The 19,770-nt window shown below is 63.1% G+C and carries 15 protein-coding genes, 5 tRNA genes and 1 pseudogene; 12 read left to right on the forward strand and 9 right to left on the reverse strand.

What is annotated here, in order from left to right; all coding sequences use genetic code 11:
• Positions 1–553 precede the first annotated feature (553 nt).
• From ACFOEV_RS13570 to ttcA, 3 genes are all read left to right on the forward strand, one after another.
• A complete protein-coding gene (locus ACFOEV_RS13570; protein WP_386774798.1) occupies positions 554–2,371 on the forward strand; it encodes a putative nucleotidyltransferase substrate binding domain-containing protein in 1,818 nt (605 codons plus the stop codon).
• Between the two features lie 36 nt (positions 2,372–2,407).
• On the forward strand, positions 2,408–3,025 hold the full coding sequence (locus tag ACFOEV_RS13575) for a 3'-5' exonuclease (RefSeq protein ID WP_386774800.1): 618 nt from the start codon (positions 2,408–2,410) through the stop codon (positions 3,023–3,025).
• A 119-nt stretch (positions 3,026–3,144) separates the two neighbouring features.
• Complete coding sequence (gene ttcA / locus ACFOEV_RS13580; RefSeq protein ID WP_386774802.1) at positions 3,145–4,053, forward strand: tRNA 2-thiocytidine(32) synthetase TtcA; 909 nt, start codon at positions 3,145–3,147, stop codon at positions 4,051–4,053.
• 90 nt (positions 4,054–4,143) lie between these two features.
• Here ttcA and ACFOEV_RS13585 read toward each other — a convergent pair whose 3' ends face one another.
• The 9 genes from ACFOEV_RS13585 to ccoN all read right to left on the reverse strand — a co-directional run bounded on the left by ACFOEV_RS13585 (position 4,144) and on the right by ccoN (position 12,872).
• Positions 4,144–4,854: a sulfite exporter TauE/SafE family protein gene (locus ACFOEV_RS13585; protein ID WP_386774804.1), complete on the reverse strand. Its 711-nt coding sequence runs from the start codon at positions 4,852–4,854 to the stop codon at positions 4,144–4,146.
• Positions 4,854–5,105 carry a cbb3-type cytochrome oxidase assembly protein CcoS gene (gene ccoS, locus ACFOEV_RS13590; RefSeq protein WP_386774807.1) on the reverse strand — a complete coding sequence of 84 codons (252 nt, stop codon included), beginning with the start codon at positions 5,103–5,105 and terminating at the stop codon, positions 4,854–4,856. The genes ACFOEV_RS13585 and ccoS overlap by 1 nt, the downstream gene beginning before the upstream one ends.
• Entirely contained in the window at positions 5,102–7,591 is a 2,490-nt protein-coding gene (locus tag ACFOEV_RS13595) for a heavy metal translocating P-type ATPase (protein WP_386774809.1), read from the reverse strand. Before ACFOEV_RS13595 ends, ccoS begins: the two co-directional genes overlap by 4 nt.
• A gap of 13 nt (positions 7,592–7,604) precedes the next feature.
• Complete coding sequence (locus ACFOEV_RS13600; RefSeq protein ID WP_386774811.1) at positions 7,605–8,126, reverse strand: FixH family protein; 522 nt, start codon at positions 8,124–8,126, stop codon at positions 7,605–7,607.
• Positions 8,123–9,568: a cytochrome c oxidase accessory protein CcoG gene (gene ccoG, locus ACFOEV_RS13605; RefSeq protein ID WP_386774813.1), complete on the reverse strand. Its 1,446-nt coding sequence runs from the start codon at positions 9,566–9,568 to the stop codon at positions 8,123–8,125. The genes ACFOEV_RS13600 and ccoG overlap by 4 nt, the downstream gene beginning before the upstream one ends.
• Before the next feature lie 104 nt (positions 9,569–9,672).
• Positions 9,673–10,602, reverse strand: coding sequence for a cytochrome-c oxidase, cbb3-type subunit III (gene ccoP / locus ACFOEV_RS13610; RefSeq protein ID WP_386774815.1), 930 nt, complete (start codon positions 10,600–10,602; stop codon positions 9,673–9,675).
• Complete coding sequence (locus ACFOEV_RS13615) at positions 10,599–10,814, reverse strand: cbb3-type cytochrome oxidase subunit 3 (RefSeq protein ID WP_386774817.1); 216 nt, start codon at positions 10,812–10,814, stop codon at positions 10,599–10,601. Before ACFOEV_RS13615 ends, ccoP begins: the two co-directional genes overlap by 4 nt.
• Before the next feature lie 2 nt (positions 10,815–10,816).
• Complete coding sequence (gene ccoO, locus ACFOEV_RS13620; RefSeq protein WP_386774819.1) at positions 10,817–11,425, reverse strand: cytochrome-c oxidase, cbb3-type subunit II; 609 nt, start codon at positions 11,423–11,425, stop codon at positions 10,817–10,819.
• A gap of 22 nt (positions 11,426–11,447) precedes the next feature.
• Positions 11,448–12,872 (reverse strand): cytochrome-c oxidase, cbb3-type subunit I, encoded by a 1,425-nt coding sequence (ccoN, locus tag ACFOEV_RS13625; protein ID WP_386774821.1) that lies wholly within the window; start codon positions 12,870–12,872, stop codon positions 11,448–11,450.
• 174 nt (positions 12,873–13,046) lie between these two features.
• Here ccoN and ACFOEV_RS13630 point away from each other — a divergent pair, with 174 nt between their 5' ends.
• From ACFOEV_RS13630 to ACFOEV_RS13670, 9 genes and pseudogenes are all read left to right on the forward strand, one after another.
• On the forward strand, positions 13,047–13,769 hold the full coding sequence (locus ACFOEV_RS13630) for an alpha/beta family hydrolase (protein ID WP_386774823.1): 723 nt from the start codon (positions 13,047–13,049) through the stop codon (positions 13,767–13,769).
• Positions 13,770–13,899: 130 nt separating this feature from the next.
• Positions 13,900–13,975: transfer RNA gene (locus tag ACFOEV_RS13635), tRNA-Val, on the forward strand.
• Positions 13,976–14,013: 38 nt separating this feature from the next.
• Positions 14,014–14,090: transfer RNA gene (locus ACFOEV_RS13640), tRNA-Asp, on the forward strand.
• 83 nt (positions 14,091–14,173) lie between these two features.
• Positions 14,174–14,250, forward strand: a tRNA-Asp gene (locus ACFOEV_RS13645).
• Positions 14,251–14,307: 57 nt separating this feature from the next.
• Positions 14,308–14,384: transfer RNA gene (locus ACFOEV_RS13650), tRNA-Val, on the forward strand.
• A 3-nt stretch (positions 14,385–14,387) separates the two neighbouring features.
• Positions 14,388–14,464: transfer RNA gene (locus tag ACFOEV_RS13655), tRNA-Asp, on the forward strand.
• 203 nt (positions 14,465–14,667) lie between these two features.
• Positions 14,668–16,725 (forward strand): FAD-dependent oxidoreductase, encoded by a 2,058-nt coding sequence (locus ACFOEV_RS13660; protein ID WP_386774825.1) that lies wholly within the window; start codon positions 14,668–14,670, stop codon positions 16,723–16,725.
• Positions 16,726–16,808: 83 nt separating this feature from the next.
• A pseudogene (locus tag ACFOEV_RS13665) lies at positions 16,809–17,569 on the forward strand (threonine aldolase family protein); the annotation flags it as partial.
• A 251-nt stretch (positions 17,570–17,820) separates the two neighbouring features.
• Positions 17,821–19,743 (forward strand): PrkA family serine protein kinase, encoded by a 1,923-nt coding sequence (locus ACFOEV_RS13670; RefSeq protein ID WP_386774827.1) that lies wholly within the window; start codon positions 17,821–17,823, stop codon positions 19,741–19,743.
• The last annotated feature ends 27 nt before the right edge of the window (positions 19,744–19,770 follow it).

Raw genomic sequence — 19,770 nt, forward strand, 5'->3', positions numbered from 1 at the left:
ATCAACAAATGGAGAAATAAAATCCCATACTTTGGTATCATAAGGAAAAGTTGATGGAGTGGTCTGTAAATAAAGTTTTTTAAAAACAATGGGTTGTGAATTTTTCTTGCAGATAAGAGCAGCCTGGGTAGGCCAAGTATAGGACGATGGTCTAGGGCGGCAGCATATGGAACAATAGTCTAGTCCGCGTTGCCTAGAACGATAGTCTAGCTTTTGTCTTAAAACATTAGGTTGCTATTCTGGCGGAACCATTACGATACGAGTCGCCCTGTCAGGCCGTCGAGGTTTTTGATGCCGAGCGAATCATTTTGTCGGCTAATGGCAAGACGATTGCGCGATGCAGCCGTGTCGAGCCCGGAAGGCGCTGCCGTCATGCCTACCTTCACGAATAACACCGGCGACCATGGAATGTATCGGTATCAGCCAAGCATTCTTGGATGGGACGCTGGGTCAAAGAGCAGCAGCAGGGTGGTTCGGTAAAGAAAACACTGAATGTTCTGTCCGTTCGGCGCGGGGGCGGCGTAGGTTCGTTCAACATGACGAGGGCAGGCTCATGATCGATGTCGATCTCACTCAACCCCCCTTCACGCTGCTCGACGAGGCTGGGCGGGAGCGTGTGCGCAGTGGCATCGATCTGGCCTACTTCGACAGCGACGAGATCATCCTCGACGCAGGCCGGCCCGGCGAATTCGTCTTTCTGATCCACAAGGGCGAAGTCGCGGAGCTGGACACTACGCTGCCGAGTGCTCAGGCACGTATCGGCCACTACACGGCGGGGGATCTGTTCGGGGCTATCAGCATCCTGAACGGCAAGAGCCGCTACCGTTTCAAGACCGAGCAGGAAAGCCTCTGCTACCTGATGCCCAAGGCGTTGTTCGAGCGCCTGTGCGACGACTATCCGGCCTTCGCTGAATTCTTCCGCCAGAGCCTGGCTCACAAGGCACGACTGCTGACCGAGCGGCGTGCCGCGGGAGGGGTGACCATGGCCGGCTTCATGCTGGCCAGAATCAGCGAGTGCATGCGTGAGCCGCTGCTGGTCGGCGAGACCACCAGCATTGCCGAGGCGGTCAATACGCTCAACGATAGCCATGCCGACAGCCTGCTGGTGGGCAGTGGCGAGCGTTACGGCATGGTGACCAAGACCGATCTGCTCAATGCCCTGATCGTGGAAGGGCTCGACCAGGCCAGTCGTGTCCTCGGTATTGCCCATTTCGAGCTGGTGACCGCCAGGCCCGACCAGTACCTGTTCGAAGCGCTGGTGCACATGACGCGCCACAAGGTGGCCAGGGTAGTGGTGGTAGAGGAGGGTAAACCGGTCGGTGTGGTCGAGCTGACCGACGTGCTCAGCTACTTCTCCAGCCGCAGTTACGTGGTCAGCCTGCAGGTGGAACAGGCCGATAGCCTCGATGAGCTGGTGAGGGCCAGTGCCCGCACACCGGAACTGGTGCAGGCGCTGATGGCACAGGGAGTCAAGTTGCGCTTCGCCATGGGGCTGTTGGCGGCGCTCAATGGCCGCATCATGGCCAAGGCCTTCGGCTTTTTGGTCGATGCTCATCACCTCGACCACAGTTGTCTGATGGTGATGGGCAGTGAGGGGCGCGGGGAGCAGATCCTCAAGACCGACCAGGACAACGGCCTGATCCTCGCCGACGATGCCGATTGGCCGGATTGCCAGGCACAGATGCAACGGGTCACCGAAACCCTGATTCGCCTGGGCTATCCACCTTGCCCGGGAAATATCATGGTTTCCAATCCGGCCTGGGTGGGCAGTGAGTCGGAATGGCGCGGCAAGATCGCCCGCTGGGCCGGCAGGCGCGACGGCGACAGCCTGATGAACCTGGCGATCCTGCTCGACGCCCATGCGGTGACGGGTAACCCACGCTTGCTGGAGAGGCTGCGCGACGAACTGTTCGAGCGCTGTTCGCACGATGAGTTGCTGCTATCGCATTTCGCGCGTGCCGCGTTGCGCTTTTCCACGCCGCTGACCCTGTTCGGTTCGCTGAAGAAACCGCAGCACGGCATCGATATCAAGAAGGGCGCTATCTTTCCCATCGTCCATGGAGTGCGCACCTTGGCGCTGGAACGGCGCATCCGGGCCACCTCGACACTGGAACGCCTCGATGCGCTGGCCGAGGAGGGGCGACTGGAGGAGCATTTTGCCGAGGATCTGGGCGAGGCGCTGTCACTGTTCACCGAGTTGCGTCTCAAGCAGCAACTGGCGCGTCTGGGTGGCGATGGGAAGGAACGCGATGCCAATCGTGTGGTGGTGCAGGAGTTGTCGTCACTCGAACGTGACCTGCTGCGCGAGGCACTGCATATCGTCAAGGATTTCAAGCAACGTCTTTCACACCGTTTTCACCTCGAGTATTGACGACATGACGCGACCGGGCATGACAGGAGCATGGCGATGTTGAGGACACTGAGGCGTGCCGCCGATCGCCGCCGCCAGGCTGGTGGCGACTATGGATGGTTGTTCAATCCCTATACGGGCGATGAACTGGTGGCCATCGGCTGCGCAACCACCGGGCTTGATCCGCGCAGCGCGGAATTGGTATCGATGGCGGCGGTCAAGGTGCGTGGTGATCGCGTGCTGACCAGCGACTCCCTGGATCTGCGCTTGCAGCGCCCAGCGAGCCTGACCGGCGATTCGATCCGTATCCATGGCCTGCGCGGTATCGACCTCGACGGCGGAGACTGTGTTGGCGACGCCTTGACCAAGCTGCTGGAATTCGTCGGCAACCGCCCCTTGCTGGGTTGGCACATCGATTTCGACCTTACGGTGATCAACCGCCACTTGCGGCCGTATGTGGGCTTCGATCTGCCCAATAGCGTGATCGATGTCGCACAACGCTATGCCCGTGGACTACGCCGTAACCACCCCGAGCTTGAAGCGTGTCCGGGGTTCGAAAGCGTGGCATCCGCCCTTCAGGTGCCGCTCATGGGGCGCCATACGGCGCTCGGGGACGCGGTCACCACCGCATTGATGTATGTGCGACTGCACAAGAGTGCGCAACGTGGAGGCTGAGCCCTGAGCGACCCCTGCTGCTGGATGCTGCGCTCTCTGGTGATTCCGGGGGGTGATCGTCAGCGTCCCGCCGGCGGTGGTATGATGGGTGTCCATTTTCCGTCATTCTTCGTGTGATCATGTCCGATGCCATCATGACCCATGCCGCTTTTCAGCCCCGTCCCGATGAGGCGGGGCGTGATGCCACCGAGGTAGCATCCGCCAAGGAAAAGCGCGAATTCAATAAGCTGCAAAAGCGTTTGCGGCGCCAGGTCGGCAACGCGATCATCGATTACGGGATGATCCAGGATGGCGACAAGGTGATGGTGTGCCTGTCCGGTGGCAAGGACTCCTATACCATGCTGGAGATCCTCAGGAGCCTGCAGCGCAATGCACCGGTGGCTTTCTCGCTGGTGGCGGTCAACCTCGACCAGAAGCAGCCGGGGTTCCCTGAGCATGTGCTGCCCGAGTATCTCGAGTCGATCGGTGTCGACTACCAGATCCTCGAACGCGATACCTATTCGGTGGTCAAGGAGAAGACGCCGGAAGGCAAGACCACCTGCGCACTGTGCTCGCGCTTGCGGCGTGGCTCGCTGTACGGTTTCGCCGAGGAGATCGGTGCCACCAAGGTAGCGCTCGGCCATCACCGCGAAGACATCCTCGAGACGCTGTTTCTCAACATGTTCTTCGGCGGCAGCCTCAAGGCGATGCCGCCCAAGCTGCTCTCCGACGATGGCAAGAATATCGTCATCCGTCCGCTGGCCTACTGCCGTGAGGCCGACATCGCCGAGTTCGCTCGGCAGATGCAATTCCCGATCATTCCCTGCAACCTATGCGGTTCGCAGCCCAACCTGCAGCGCCAGGTGGTCAAGGAGATGCTCGCCGAGTGGGAGGCCAAGCATCCCGGAAGACTGGAAACCATGTTCAAGGCGGTGACCAATGTGGCGCCCTCGCAACTCGCCGACCGCGAGCTGTTCGACTTCCAGGGGCTGGAAGTCAAGCAGGCGCGTCAGCGCGAAATGCGGATCGAGGCGTTCAACGAGCTGTAAGTCATAAGCTCGAAGCTGGAAGAGCGCCGCTTCGCGGCTGGAAGCTTGAAGAACACACTGATTTCGGGCTTCGGGCTTCGGGCTTCGGGCTCAGTGATGTGAAGGGCTGGGCGAGGCGGGCAATAGGTTCCACAGCTGCCAGATGGCGAAGGCGATGATCAGCGTGGCGGCGAGGGTGCGGGTGGCCGGGTGGCGAATCAGGCTGCCGAGGCCACGCGCCGCGAAGCCCGTGGTCAGCAGTGCCGGCAGGGTTCCGAGGCCGAAGGCACCCATCAGGGCCGCGCCCCGCACCGGTTCGGCCACCGCCAGGCTCCAGGCCAGCATCGAGTAGACCAGCCCGCAGGGTAGCCAGCCCCACACCGCCCCCAGCGCGAACGCCTGGGGAATCCTGACCACCGGCATCAGCTTGCGGCCGAGCGGTTCCAGGTGGCGCCACAAGCGGCGGCCCAGGGCCTCCACGTGCAGCAGTCCCTTCCACCAGTTGGCGATGTACAGTGCCATCAGGATCAGCATGGCCGCGGCCAGCACCTGCAGCACGAGGCGTATCTCGCCGGCGACCCCCCCTAGCAGGGTACCCAGGCCGGCGACCATGGCGCCGGCGAGCATGTAGCTCGAGACGCGTCCCAGGTTGTAGCCGAGCAGCAGGCCGGAGAGTCGCGTGGCACTGCGCATGCTGGGAGGCACGGCGAAGCTCAGGGCACTCATGATGCCGCCGCACATGCCGATGCAATGCGCGCCACCCAGCAGGCCAAAGACGAAGGCGGCGGCCAGGGGGGGCAGGTCGAGGCCGGTCGGATCCATTAGCGGGGGGATGTCTCGTCGTTATCGGGTGCCGGGTCGCCGCCGGCATCGTCCTGGGTGACCCGGCGGGCTTCAGCGCGACGGCGACGCTCCTCGGGCCGAAGGTCGTTTTCGTCCTCATCGAAGAGGATACGGTGGGCCGGCCCTTCCAGGTCCTCGAACTGGTCGTTCTTGACGGCCCAGAAGAAGGCCCACACGGCGATGGCCAACAGAATCAGCGTCAGCGGGATCAGCAGATAGAGTATGCTCATGCGGGCTCCGCTTGCACACGAGAGACGCTATCGGGGGTGTGCGAACTCCGAAAGCGACCGAGTCGCAGGGCGTTGCCCACCACCACCAGTGAGCTGGCCGACATACCGAGTGCTGCCACCCACGGGGGAACGATACCCATGGCGGCCAACGGCAGGGCCGAAAAGTTATAGCACACCGCCCAGATCAGGTTCTGGCGAATGATACGGCGCGCGGCGCGGGTGATCTCGATGGCTTCGACGATACGCAAAAGTCGGGGGCTCAACAAGACGGCATCGGCGCTGGTGCGCGCCAGGTCGGTGGCACCGTTCATGGCAATGGACACGTCGGCGCCGGCCAGTACCGGCACGTCGTTGATCCCGTCGCCGACCATCACCACGGTCTCGCCTTCGGCCTGCAGCGCCTTGATACGAGCCAGCTTGTCTTCCGGACTGGCCGCGGCATGCCAGGTCCCGATTCCCAGCTGGGTGGCCAGTTCGCCGACCGCTTCGGGGCTGTCGCCGGACAGCAGTTCGACTTCGACTCCCAAGGCGCGGAGGGCGTCCACGGTGGCGGGGGCGTCTTCGCGCAGGTGATCGTGCAGGGCGAACCAGGCCAGTGGCTCGCCCTCGTCGGCGAGTAGCAGCCACTGGCCCTCGCCCGGGGGCGTCAGGCGCTGGGCGGGGGCGGCGAAGTCGGGCTTGCCGAGGCGGTAGTGACGGCCGTCGACCCGGCCGGCCAGGCCCAGGCCGGGATGGCTGGTCACGTCGCTGGCGTGTACCGAGGCCAGGCGGAACGGGCGGAAGGCCCGGGCGATGGGATGCTCGGAGTGTGCTTCCAGCGCCGCGGCCAGGGAGCGCGCCTGCTCGGCATTGCCGCCTTTCTCATCGATCAGTCGGGTGTCGACCAGTTGCATCTTGCCGCTGGTCAGGGTGCCGGTCTTGTCGAAGATCACGCGTGTGGCCTGGGACAACCCTTCGATGGCATGGGCGCGCGTGACCAGGACGCCGCGTCGGCGCAACTGGCCGTGGCCGGCGGTCAGGGCGGTGGGGGTGGCCAACGCCAGGGCGCAGGGACAGGTCACCACCAGCACCGACAGCGTGACCCACAGTACCCGCGAGGGGTCGATGAACCACCACACCGCGGCCACGCCCACGGTGACCAGTAGCAGGCGCAGCACGAACAGATGCGCCATGCGCGTGGCCACCTCGGCGATCTTGGGGCGGCTGGCGAAGGCGCGGTCGGTAAGGTCGACGATACGGGCGACCCGGGCATCGCGGCCGGCATGGGTCACGCGGACGACCAGGGGACTCTCGACATTCTGACTGCCACCGGTGACGCTGTCGCCGAGGCGTCGGGTCACCGGCAGATACTCCCCGCTGAGCATGGATTCGTCGAGGCTCGATTCGCCGTCCTCGATCACCCCGTCGGCGGGGACGCCGTGACCGGGCTTGACCAGGACACGATCGCCCACCTCGAGCCGGTTGGCGGGAAGGATGCGCTCCGCGCCACTCTCCGTGAGGCGCACCGCCGATAGCGGCAGGGCGCCGGACAGGGCATTGCCGCTTTGGCCGCTTCGGCGTCGGGCGCGCATCTCGAGGTAGCGGCCGAAGAGCAGGAAGAAGGTGAACATCGCCACCGAATCGAAATACACCTCGCCGGTGCCGCTGATCACCGCATAGCCACTGGCCAGGTAGGCGCCGCCGATGGCGATCGACACCGGCACATCCATGCCCAGTACCCGGGTGCGCAGGTCGCGTACGGCGTTGCGGAAGAAAGGCATGGCCGAGAACAGCACCACCGGCGTGGTCAGGGCAAACGACAGCCAGTGGAACAGTGCCAGGAAGTCCGTCGACAGTCCCTCCGAGCCGCTGACATAGAGGGGGATCGAGAACATCATCACCTGCATCATCGCCACGGCGGCAACGATCAGGCGCCGCACGCCCATGCGCTCCTCGTGCTGCAGGCGTTGTTGGGCCTGGTCGGGTTCGTAGGGCTGAGCGACGTATCCGATCGCTGCCAGCTCGGCGAGTATCCGCGACAGCGCGAGGCGCTGCGGATCCCAGGCCACCCGCAGGCGGTGATGAGTAAGATTGATGGCACTGGAGACGATGCCGTCCAGTGCATTGAGGCGGTGCTCGATCAGCCAGGCGCAAGCGGCACAGGTGATGCCGTCTACCGCCAGCGTCGTGACCCGTGCTCCCTCGTCGCCGCTATCGGCATGCACGAACTGGCGTTGCAGTTCGGGGTCGTCGAAGACCGCCCAGGTTTCGGCGCGGACCGCCTGACGATCGTCGGGGCGTTCGGGGAGCTCGCTGCGAAAGCGGTAGTAGCTTTCCAGCCCCCCGGCGACGATGGCCTGCGCCACCGCCTCGCAGCCGGGGCAGCACAGGAAATGCTCCTGGTCCGCCAACTGGATGCGCCAGGGGGCTCCCGCCGGTAACTCGCTGCCGCAATGATAGCAGTGGCCTTCTCGAACGGCCGCCTCCACGCCGGCGTCCACGCTCATGCTGGCCACCCCATCAGTTGTCCTTCTGGGTGGCCGGCGTCAGGGCGATGGCTTCGCGCGTCGGCAGGCGGGCCTCGGCCGTCAGCCGCCAGGCGGGGGCCTGCTGCGTGGGACGCAACTGCATATACCAGCGATGTTGCAACTGGCGAGGCACCTGGCCGACATAGCGGCCGTCGCGGACATGTTCCAGTACCAGGTCCAGATCGCGATCGCCCTGAGTGGGAAAGATCAGTGCCAGATAGAGGCGCTCGGGGCGCTGCTCTCCCGACAGGTCGAGAGTCATGTCACCAGTCAGGTCATCGATACGCAGGTCGGCCCTCAGGCCCAGCCTGGCGGCATGCTCGTCCTGCTCGATGACCTCGTTGATGGCCAGCCCTCGCTTGTAGTAGTTGTCCTCGACCATGCCGTCGAAAGTGGTGATCGACAGCACCAGATAGGTGGTGCTGACGGCTATCGAGGACAGCAGCAGACCAAGCAGGAACCAGGGCCAGAACTGCTTGTACCAGGGCGGGATACGCTTGGATTCCACGGTCATCTTCTGATTTCTCCGATAAAGCGCGTTTCGTGCTGCTGGCGGATGTCGTCATCCTCGATGGCCTGGAGGGTGACTTGCAGCTCATGGCTGGGCCGGTCGATGACCTCGCTGTCGACGATGACTTCGAAGGTATGTCGGCGGCTCTCACCGGCGCCGACCGTGACCCGGTCGTTGCCTACCAGAGTCAGGCCGGGCAGGCCCTCCACGCTGAAGCGATAGGTGTGGTCGCGGTCGTCGAGATTGCGGATGTTGATGGTATAGACGTTGCTGATGCGACCGTCCTGGGTCATCTGATAGAGCTGGTGGCGGTCACGTTCGACGTCGAACTCCAGTGGGGTTCGCCCGGCGATCGCCCACGCGAACAGACCCAGCATCACCAGCAATGCTGCCAGATAGCCGAGCAGGCGGGGGCGCACGATGTGTGTCTTGCCGCCTTCCAGAGCATGCTCGGTGGTATAGCGAATCAGGCCGCGAGGATAGCCCATGCGGTCCATCACGCTGTCGCAGGCATCGATACAGGCCGCGCAGGTGATGCATTCGTATTGCAATCCCTCGCGGATGTCGATGCCGGTGGGGCAGACCTGGACGCAGAGGTCGCAGTCGATGCAGTCACCATGGCCGGCCGCCCGGGCCTGCTCGTAACTGAGGCGCTTCTTGCGCGGGCCGCGCGGCTCACCGCGAGCCGCATCGTAGGACACGATCAGGGTGTCCTTGTCGAACATCACCGACTGGAAGCGGGCATAGGGACACATGTAGATGCATACCTGCTCGCGTAGCCAGCCGGCGTTGAGATAGGTGAAGACGGTAAAGAAGCCGATCCAGAAGATCGCCCAGCCGCCGACGCCGAAGGTGGCGATATCCACGGCCAGTTCGCGAATCGGCGTGAAGTAGCCGACGAAGGTCGCGCCGGTGGCAAAGGCGATCGCCAGCCAGATGATATGCTTGACCGTCTTGCGCCAGGCCTTGTCGGCATCCATCGGCTGCTTGTCGAGTTTGATGCGGCGGTGGCGTGGGCCCTCCAACCTGTGCTCGACCCAGATATACAGGAAGGTCCAGACGCTCTGTGGGCAGGTGTAGCCGCACCACACGCGGCCGGCGAAGACCGTGATCAGGAACAGGCCGAAGGCGCAGATGATCAACAGCCACGACAGCAGAATGAACTCCTGGGGATAGAAGGTGCCGCCGAGGATATGGAACTCCCGGGCCGGCAGATCGAAAAGCACCGCCGGTCGGTCGCCGAGCGTGACCCACGGGATACCGAAGAACAGTGCCATCAACACCCAGTTGGCGCTGCGGCGAATGCGCTGGAAGAGACCCTTGATCTCGCGGACATAGATGTGACGACGCTTGGCATACATCTCCTGCTGCACGGCCTGGCCGGGGTCGTGCTGGCCGACGGCAGGGGCGGGCGTTACATCACGGGTCGGGATCTTGTCGGGCATGCTATTACCACGGCGGAGGCCTGCGGGCGTGAGGATGCGGTCATTCTAGCGGTTGGAGGGGAAGGAAAAGAGCGGGTGCGACTCCAGGCCGCACCCGTCGTCACTCAGTTCTGGTGGCTCAGACTGTAGACATAGGCAGCAACCAGGTGGACGCGTTCCTCGCCGATATAGGCGGCCTGGGATGGCATATGGCCGTTACGCCCGTTGCGCAGGGTCTGGCGCACGGCGTCGGCGATGTCCTGGCCGGGCTGGCGATAGAGCCAGGCGTCGTCGGTCAGGTTGGGGGCGCCCAAGGCCTGATTGCCGGTGCCGTCGGGACCGTGACAGGCCACGCAGGAGGCAGCGAAGATCGCCTGGCCCTGGTCGGCGGCCTGTGCATCGTGGTCGAGGCCCGACAGCGACAGCACGTATTGCGCCACGTTCTCGATGTTCTGCGCGCCGAGCTGCTGCCAGGAAGGCATCAGGCCGTTACGCCCGTTGGTGATGGTGGCCACGATGTTCTCCGGTTCGCCACCGTAGAGCCAGGCATCATCCGTCAGGTTGGGAAAGCCATAGCCACCCTGGGCGTTGGAGCCATGACAGACGGCGCAGTTGTTGAGGAAGATGCGTTCGGCGACACGCATGGCTTCGCCGTTCTGGGCCAACTCGGGAATCGGCACGTCCTGGTACTGGGCGAAGATCGGCGCATAACGCTCATTGGCACGCTCCACTTCCTGCTCCCATTGGCTCTCCTGGGTCCAGCCCAACAGGCCCGAGAAGTTGCCGAGGCCGGGGTAGAGTGCCAAGTACCCCAGGGCGAAGACGATGGTGGCGACGAACAGCATGAACCACCAACGCGGCAGGGGGTTGTCATACTCCTCGATGCCATCGGCGGTGTGGCCGGTGGTATCCACGTTGCCTTCGACATCGGGTACCTTGTCGGTACGCCGGTTGGCGAGCAGCACCCAGGCACAGAAGGCGATGGTGCCGAGCGTGATGGCGATGATCCAGGCGCTCCAGAAGCCGGAGAGAGAGTCGCCCCATAGGTTATTCATGTGTTCTGGTCTCCCTTGTCATGTCGGGATTGGCTCTCGCCGGTCGCGGCGCGATTGTCACGGTGCAATGGTTCTTCCTCATCGGCGAAGGGCAGGTTGGCGGCCTCGTCGAAGTCCCGCTTGCGGCGCTTCGAATAGGCCCATGCCACGACGCCGAGGAAGGCGATCATGATCAGCAGGGTCGTGATCCCGCGGAAGGTGCCCATATCCATGATCAGCGCGTGTCCTTGAGCACGGTGCCCAGTTGCTGAAGGTAGGCGACCAGCGCGGTGATCTCCTGCTCGCCGCGCACCTCCGCGCGAGCGCCCGCGATCTGCTCGTCGCTATAGGGCACCCCCATGCGGCGCAGGGTGCGCATCTTGCCTTCGATGCCCTCGCCGTCGAGGGTGTTCTCGAACAGCCAGGGATAGGCCGGCATCTTGGACTCCGGTACCACGTCGCGCGGATTGTAGAGATGCGCGCGGTGCCAGTCGTCGCTGTAGCGCCCGCCGACCCGAGCCAGGTCAGGGCCGGTACGCTTGGAGCCCCACAGGAAGGGGTGGTCGTAGACGAACTCGCCGGCCACGCTGTAGTGGCCATAGCGCTCGGTTTCGGCGCGGAACGGGCGAATCATCTGCGAGTGACAGCCCACGCAGCCCTCGCGGATGTAGATGTCGCGGCCTTCCAGCTCCATCGCCGAGAGCGGCTCCAGTCCCTCGACCGGCTGCGTGGTTTCCTTCTGGAAGAACAGCGGCACGATCTCGGCCAGGCCGCCGAAGCTGATCACCACCAGGACCAGCACGGCGAGCAGGCCAACGTTTTTTTCGACAATCTCGTGTCTCATCGGTGTCAGGTTCCCCGGTTAATCAGGCGGACTGTGGAATCGGCTGGTAGGCGGTAGCGCTGCGCTTGACCGTCACGTACACGTTGTAGGCCATGATCAGCATGCCGGTCAGCCAGAACACGCCACCGATCCAGCGTACGACATAGCCGGGATGACTGGCCTCGAGCGCTTCGACGAAGGTGTACATCAGGGTGCCGTCGGCGTTGACCGCGCGCCACATCAGGCCTTGCAGGATGCCATTGACCCACATGGCGGCGATGTACAGTACGGTGCCGATGGTGGCCAGCCAGAAGTGCACGGCGATCAGCTTGACCGAGAACATCTCGGTCCGGCCGTACAAGCGCGGCAGCAGGTGGTAGATGGAGCCGATGGTGATCATGGCCACCCAGCCCAATGCCCCCGCGTGAACGTGGCCGATGGTCCAGTCGGTGTAGTGGGACAGGGCGTTGACGGTCTTCACCGCCATCATCGGGCCTTCGAAGGTCGACATGCCGTAGAACGATAGAGCCACCACCAGGAAGCGCAGGGTCGGATCGGTGCGCAGCTTGTGCCAGGCCCCAGAGAGGGTCATCATGCCATTGATCATGCCGCCCCAGGAGGGGGCCAGCAGAATGATCGACATGATCATGCCCAGTGACTGGGCCCAGTCAGGCAGCGCGGTGTAGTGCAGGTGGTGGGCACCGGCCCACATGTAGGTGGTGATCAGGGCCCAGAAGTGAACGATCGATAGGCGATAGGAGTAGATCGGGCGCTCGGCCTGCTTGGGCACGAAGTAGTACATCATGCCCAGAAAGCCGGCGGTCAGGAAGAAGCCGACGGCGTTGTGCCCCCACCACCATTGCACCATGGCGTCGATGGCGCCGGGGTAAATGGAATAGGCCTTGAGGGCGCCGACCGGAATCGCGGCGCTGTTGACGATGTGCAACACGGCGACGGTCAGGATGAAGGCCGCATAGAACCAGTTGGCGACGTAGATGTGCGGGGTCTTGCGAATCTTGATGGTGCCCAGGAAGACGATGGCATAGCTGATCCACACTACCGCGAGCAGGATATCGATCGGCCACTCCAGCTCGGCGTACTCCTTGGAGCTGGTATAGCCCATGGGCAGAGTCACGATCGCCAGCAGGATCACCGCCTGCCAGCCCCAGAACGTGAAGGCGGCGAGCTTGTCGGAAACCAGACGGGTCTGACAGGTACGTTGCACGACGTAATAGGAAGTGGCGAACAGCGCCGAGCCACCGAAGGCAAAGATCACCGCATTGGTATGCAGGGGGCGCAGGCGGCCGAAGCTGGTCCAGGGGAGGCCAAGGTTCAGTTCCGGCCAGACCAGCTGGGCAGCGATGAGGACACCGAGGGCCATACCCACGATGCCCCACACTACCGTCATGATCGCGAACTGCTGGACGACCTTGTAGTTGTAGGTCGGGTGCTCAAGTGCTGTGCTCATGTCAGGTTCCCATCGAACGCGGTGTTGGGGAGACGTCCCGGGCGCTAGTGTGCCAGGGCGCGACCGCCCGCATGATGATGTAGATCAAGATTCAGGGCGCCGATTCTAGCGCAGCCTGAGCGTAAGCTGAACAAGCAGTGCAGCTTAAAGCGAAGTCACCGATAGGAGAATCACGTGCCGATAGGGCAACGTCAGGACCGCAACCATTTGACCGCCGAGGCGGTCGCCGAACGCCTCGGCGAGGGGTTTCTGGGGCGTCTCCGCGTCGCCGGACACGGGCCGTTGGAGGCGATGGGCGAGGCTCGCCATGGACGCGTGCTGATGGCCCATGGTGCGGGGGCTGGCCAGGATTCGACCTTCATGCAGCGCTTGCGCGCGGCCCTGTCCGAACAGGGTGTGCAGAGCCTGGCCATCGAGTTCGAGTATATGCAGCGCATGCGCGAGGAAGGGCGCCGCCGGCCGCCGCCGCGGATCGACCGGTTGGTCGATGAGCTGGCGTCATGGTGCGACATCGTGTCACATCCTCATCTGCCGGCACCCTGGTTGGGTGGCAAGTCGATGGGAGGTCGCGCGGCCAGTCTGCTCGCGGCCCGCGATGGCGCCGCCGGACTGGTGCTGTGTGGCTATCCCTTTCATCCGCCCGGCAAGCCGGAGAAGACCCGTCTGGCACATTGGCCGCTGCTGGCGTGTCCGATCCTCGTGGTGCAGGGGACCCGCGACCCTTTCGGGGGGCGTGACGACATCGAAGGCTATGACCTGCCTACTCAGGCTCGGGTTCATTTTCTCGAGGATGGCGAGCACGACTGGAAGCCGCGCAAGGTGTCCGGCCATACGCAGGACTCGCTCATCGATGAGGCGGCGCGGGCCATCGGCGGACACATGTCTGCCCATCACTGAAGGGCCATGCCGGGCAAAGCAAGTCGATGAAAGCGATGAAAAATCCGAGTGCCATGGATGCCTGGCTCGGGGAGTCGAAAAGCATTGACATTGGCGGTCGCCCCTGTAGAATGCAGCGCCACGTGACCGAGGGTGGTTAGCTCAGCTGGGAGAGCACCAGCCTTACAAGCTGGGGGTCACAGGTTCGAACCCTGTACCACCCACCATCGCCTGGCGATGATCTCGTTCACGCTGGAAAATATGCGGACCGGTAGTTCAGTCGGTTAGAATGCCGGCCTGTCACGCCGGAGGTCGCGGGTTCGAGTCCCGTCCGGTCCGCCACTTTCCGCTCGACAGCGCAAGGCCGCTGTCACTGTCAGATGCCAGGATCCGCGTCGTCGGCCCTCGGGTCAGCTTCGCGATATGGACCGGTAGTTCAGTCGGTTAGAATGCCGGCCTGTCACGCCGGAGGTCGCGGGTTCGAGTCCCGTCCGGTCCGCCATCTTGCGCTGACGTCGAGTATCCTCGATACTTTCTGCCCTGCCCTGCCCGATCGATAGGGTGATTAGCTCAGTTGGTTAGAGCACCAGCTTCACATGCTGGGGGTCACTGGTTCGAGTCCAGTATCACCCACCATGCGGACCGGTAGTTCAGTCGGTTAGAATGCCGGCCTGTCACGCCGGAGGTCGCGGGTTCGAGTCCCGTCCGGTCCGCCACTATCGATATCGAATTCCCTAACCCCGAGTCGTCCGACTCGGGGTTTTGCGTTGCGGAAACACCCCACCTCGGCACGTGGCTGCGTCGGCCTGGGCGGTGAACGCCCGCCATGAAACTCGATCGCACAGGGCGTGTCTGAATAGCGCTTAATCCATGGTCGGGATTGCGTCCTGGAATGGCTCGGCTACACTCTGTAGCCACAATGTCATACAGTTGTTTGAATTTTGCCGCGAGCGAGGCATCGACCGTGACCGATTATCCGCATCTGTTCCGACCGCTGGAACTGGGGGCCGTGACGCTACCGAACCGGATCCTGATGGGCTCCATGCACACCAATCTGGAAGAGGCTCCCGATGGTTTTGCGCGCCTGGCGGCGTTCTATGCCGAACGTGCCCGGGCGGGGGTGGGATTGATCGTCACCGGCGGCATTGCGCCCAACCCCGAGGGAGCGGTCTTCGAGGGCGCGGCCAAGCTGACCTCTGCCGAGGAGGCCGCACAGCATCGCCAGGTCACTGAGGCCGTGCACGCCGAAGCGGGGCTGATCTGCCTGCAAATCCTGCATGCCGGCCGCTATGCCTATTCTGCCGAGCCGGTGGCACCCTCGGCGATTCGCGCACCGATCAACCCTGTCGTGCCGCGGGAACTCACCGCCGAGGACGTCGAACGCCAGATCGAGGACTACGTGCGCTGCGCCCAGCTCGCTCGTGAAGCCGGCTACGACGGTGTCGAGGTGATGGGCTCGGAAGGCTATCTGATCAATCAGTTCATTTGCACACGCACCAACCGGCGCAGCGATGCCTGGGGGGGTGAGTTCGAGAACCGCATCCGCTTCCCGGTGGAGATCGTCAAGCGGATCCGAGAGATCCTGGGGCCCGATTTCCTGGTGATCTTTCGCCTGTCGATGATCGACCTGGTGGAAGAGGGGAGTTCCTGGCAGGAAGTGGTGGCCTTGGGCCGGGCCATCGAGGCGGCCGGTGCCAGCCTGATCAACACCGGCATCGGCTGGCACGAAGCGCGGGTGCCGACCATTGTCACCAGTGTGCCGCGTGCCGTCTTTACCGAGGTCACCCGGCGCATGAAGGCCGAGCTGTCCATCCCCTTGATCACTACCAATCGCATCAACATGCCCGAGATCGCCGAACGCGTGTTGGCCGACGGGCATGCCGACATGGTGTCCATGGCGCGCCCCTTCCTCGCCGATCCCGAGTGGGTGGTCAAGGCGCGTGAGGGCCGGGGTCGGGAGATCAATACCTGCATCGCCTGCAACCAGGCCTGCCTCGATCATACCTTTGAGGGCAAGTTGACTTCCTGTCTGGTCAACCCGCGGGCTTGCCATGAAACCGAACTCGAGATCGTCCCCGTCGAGATGCCTCGCGACATCGCCGTGGTCGGTGGCGGGCCGGCCGGGCTCGCCACCGCCGTCACCGCCGCCAGTCGCGGTCATCGGGTGGTGCTGTTCGAGCGTGGGGGCGAACTGGGCGGACAGTTCAACTATGCCCGCAAGATTCCCGGCAAGGAGGAGTTCGACGAGACCCTGCGCTACTACAAGGCGATGCTCGACAAGTACGGTGTCACGGTACGCCTGAATATCGATGTTGACGTGCAGATCCTCAAGGGTTTCGATGCGGTGGTATTGGCCACGGGGGTGAGGCCGCGGGAGCTGGACTTGCCGGGCATCGAACATCCCAAGGTGATGCGCTATCCCACGGCCATCATCCACCCCGAGCGGGTCGGCCGGCGAGTGGCGATCATCGGCGCCGGGGGGATAGGCTTCGATGTCGCCGAGCTGCTGACCCATATCGGCCATCCGGCACAAGACCCCCGCGCCTGGTGCGATGAATGGGGCGTGGATCTCGAAGTCGGTGAACGCGGCGGTCTCAAACGTCCGGCACGCCCCGAGACGCCGCGCCAGGTAACCCTGTTGCAGCGCAAGACCTCCAAGCCCGGCAAGGAGCTCGGCAAGACCACCGGCTGGGTGCATCGCGCCTCGCTCAAGCACCGCGGGGTCGAAACCCTCGCCGGCTGCGAGTATCAGGGCATCGACGACGAGGGGCTGCATATTCGACTCGAGGGTGAGCCGCGCCTGCTCGAGGTCGACAGCATCGTGATCTGCGCCGGCCAGGAGCCGGTGCGCGACCTGCTCGCCCCCCTGCAGGAGGCCGGTGTGGCGGTGCATGTGATTGGTGGTGCCGATGAAGCGGCGGAACTCGATGCCAAGCGCGCCATCGAGCAGGGAACCCGCTTGGCCGCGATACTTTGAGCTCGTCCTCCTGACGCAAGACGGTGATAGACTGAGAAACGGCACAGGATCTGTGCCGTTTCTCATGGCTCGCGATGGTACCCTGTCGGAGGCCGGAATTTTTTTCCAATAGTGCCAACTGCTCACTGCCAGCGGTGAGCACGGCAAGCTGACCCCCGAGGGCATCGAGGCCCTGGTCACCAAGCGCAGCGACATCCATTACCCCAAACCGCGTGGGGTGTCATTGACGCAGGGCACTGAGGTTGGCACCGTCTACTTAAGAGAGGAATTGCTGGCCATTCGTACCATGGCTGACAAACACGACTTGCGCCTGCACATGGAAGGGGCGCGTTTTGCCAATGCCTGTGCCGCCTTGGATGCCACACCGGCGGAACTGACCTGGCAGGTGGGCGTCGATGCACTATGCTTTTCAGGAACCAAGAATGGCCTGGCCATGGGCGAGGCGATTCTGTTTTTCAATCGCGATCTGGCCGAGGACTTCGCCTGGCGCTGCAAGCAGGCCTGCCAACTGGCTTCGAAGATGCGTTTCATTGCAGTCCCCTGGTTGGGGTTGCTGGAAAGTGGCGTCTGGCGCACCAATGCCGAGCACGCCAACGCCATGGCCCGTTATCTGGCCGAGGGGCTGGCTTCTCTGCCGGGGGTGGAGGCGATGTTCCCCGCCCAGGCCAACAGTGTCTTCGTCAGCCTGCCACCGACGGCCATCGGGCGGTTGCGTGAACGCGGCTGGACATTCTATACCTTTATCGGGGCCGGGGGCGTGCGCTTCGTCTGCGCCTGGAACACCACGACCGAGTTGCTCGACGCCCCGCTGGCCGATATTCGCGAGTCGCTGGCTTCACTGTGACACGACGGCATCGCTCCGAACGGCATGGTCGGTGCGATGCCGTTCGGGGTTGCGTTCAAAATTCCTGAAGAGATTCAACGAACCTTGTGACGCCGTATCGCTCTCATGGGTAGCTGGCGTGCATTCGTGCGTTGCGTTGAATGGCTTCGTGGACCGTCCGCAACTAAATCTGTCTAAGCTGATAGATACGCCGCCTCGGCAGTCTTGAGGTTCGTTCTCAGGCCGGGGAATTGCGCTTTAAGGAGGCTTCAATGAGCATCTTCGATCATGTGCAGAATCGCTACGAACGGGTTCAGCAGGAAGAGATGAGTCTGCAGGAGTATCTGGAGCTGTGTCGCAGCGATCCAACGGCCTATGCCTCGGCCGCCGAGCGCATTCTGATGGCGATTGGTGAGCCTGAGGTGATCGATACCGCCAAGGATTCGAGACTCTCGCGGATCTTCTCCAACAAGGTGATCCGTCGTTACCCGGCGTTTTCCGAGTTCTACGGCATGGAAGAAGCCATCGAGCAGATCGTTGCCTACTTCCGCCATGCGGCCCAGGGCCTGGAAGAGAGAAAGCAGATTCTCTACCTGCTGGGGCCGGTGGGGGGCGGCAAGTCGTCGCTGGCCGAACGTCTCAAGCTGTTGATGGAGCGGGTGCCCTTCTATGCCATCAAGGGCTCGCCGGTCTTCGAGTCGCCGCTCGGTCTGTTCTCGCCGGAGGAGGACGGTGAACTGCTGGAGAAGGAGTACAACATCCCGCGTCGTCACCTGAAGAGCGTCATGTCACCCTGGGCTGCCAAGCGGCTCCAGGAGTACGGTGGCGACATCTCCCAGTTCCGGGTGGCGCGTCTGTTTCCCTCGCGTCTCAACCAGATCGCCATCTCCAAGACCGAGCCGGGTGACGAGAACAACCAGGATATCTCCTCGCTGGTGGGCAAGGTCGACATCCGTCAGCTCGAGATGTACGCCCAGGACGACCCCGATGCCTACAGCTTCTCCGGGGGGCTGTGCAAGGCCAACCAGGGGCTGATGGAATTCATCGAGATGTTCAAGGCGCCGATCAAGGTGCTGCATCCGCTGTTGACCGCGACCCAGGAAGGCAACTACAACCCGACCGAGGGGATGGGGGCGATCCCGTTCGACGGTATCGTGCTGGCCCACTCCAACGAGAGCGAGTGGCAGACGTTCCGTAACAACCGCAACAATGAGGCCTTCCTTGACCGTGTCTATATCGTCAAGGTGCCGTATTGCCTGCGGGTCACCGAAGAAATCAACATCTACAAGAAGCTGCTCGAGCACTCCTCGCTTTCCGAGGCACCCTGTGCACCGGATACCCTGCGCATGCTGGCGCAGTTCTCGGTGCTTTCGCGACTCAAGGAACCCGAGAACTCGAGCATCTATTCCAAGATGCGCGTCTATGACGGCGAGAATCTCAAGGACACCGATCCCAAGGCCAAGTCGATCCAGGAATACCGCGATGCCGCCGGTGTCGACGAAGGGATGCAGGGACTGTCGACACGCTTCGCCTTCAAGATCCTGTCCAAGGTGTTCAACTTCGACAACCATGAGATCGCCGCCAACCCGGTGCATCTGCTGTACGTGCTGGAGCAGCGTCTGGAGCAGGAGCAATTGCCCAAGGAGACCTTCGAGCGCTACCTGCGCTTCATCAAGGAGTTCCTGGCGCCGCGCTATGTCGATTTCATCGGCAAGGAGATCCAGACGGCTTACCTCGAATCCTATTCCGAATACGGTCAGAACATCTTCGACCGTTACGTCACCTATGCCGATTTCTGGATCCAGGACCAGGAGTATCGCGACCCCGAGACCGGCGAGCTGTTCAACCGTCAGGCCCTCAACGAGGAGCTGGAGAAGATCGAGAAGCCGGCCGGTATCTCCAATCCCAAGGACTTCCGACACGAAGTCGTCAACTTCGTGCTGCGGGCGCGGGCTCAGAACAATGGCATGAACCCGAGCTGGCAGTCCTACGAGAAGCTCCGGGGGGTGATCGAGCACAAGATGTTCGCCAACACCGAGGAGCTGCTGCCGGTGATCTCGTTCAACGCCAAGGCGACGGCGGCGGATCAGAAGAAGCACGAGGATTTCGTGGCGCGCATGGTCGATCGCGGCTACACCGAGAAGCAGGTGCGGCTACTGTCCGAGTGGTACCTGCGCGTGCGCAAGTCGCAATGAGGTGAGCCGCAGGCAGGCCGACCGCCG

Origin of the sequence: Litchfieldella rifensis (assembly GCF_042646605.1) — a bacterium.
GTDB classification, from domain to species: Bacteria; Pseudomonadota; Gammaproteobacteria; order Pseudomonadales; family Halomonadaceae; genus Litchfieldella; species Litchfieldella rifensis.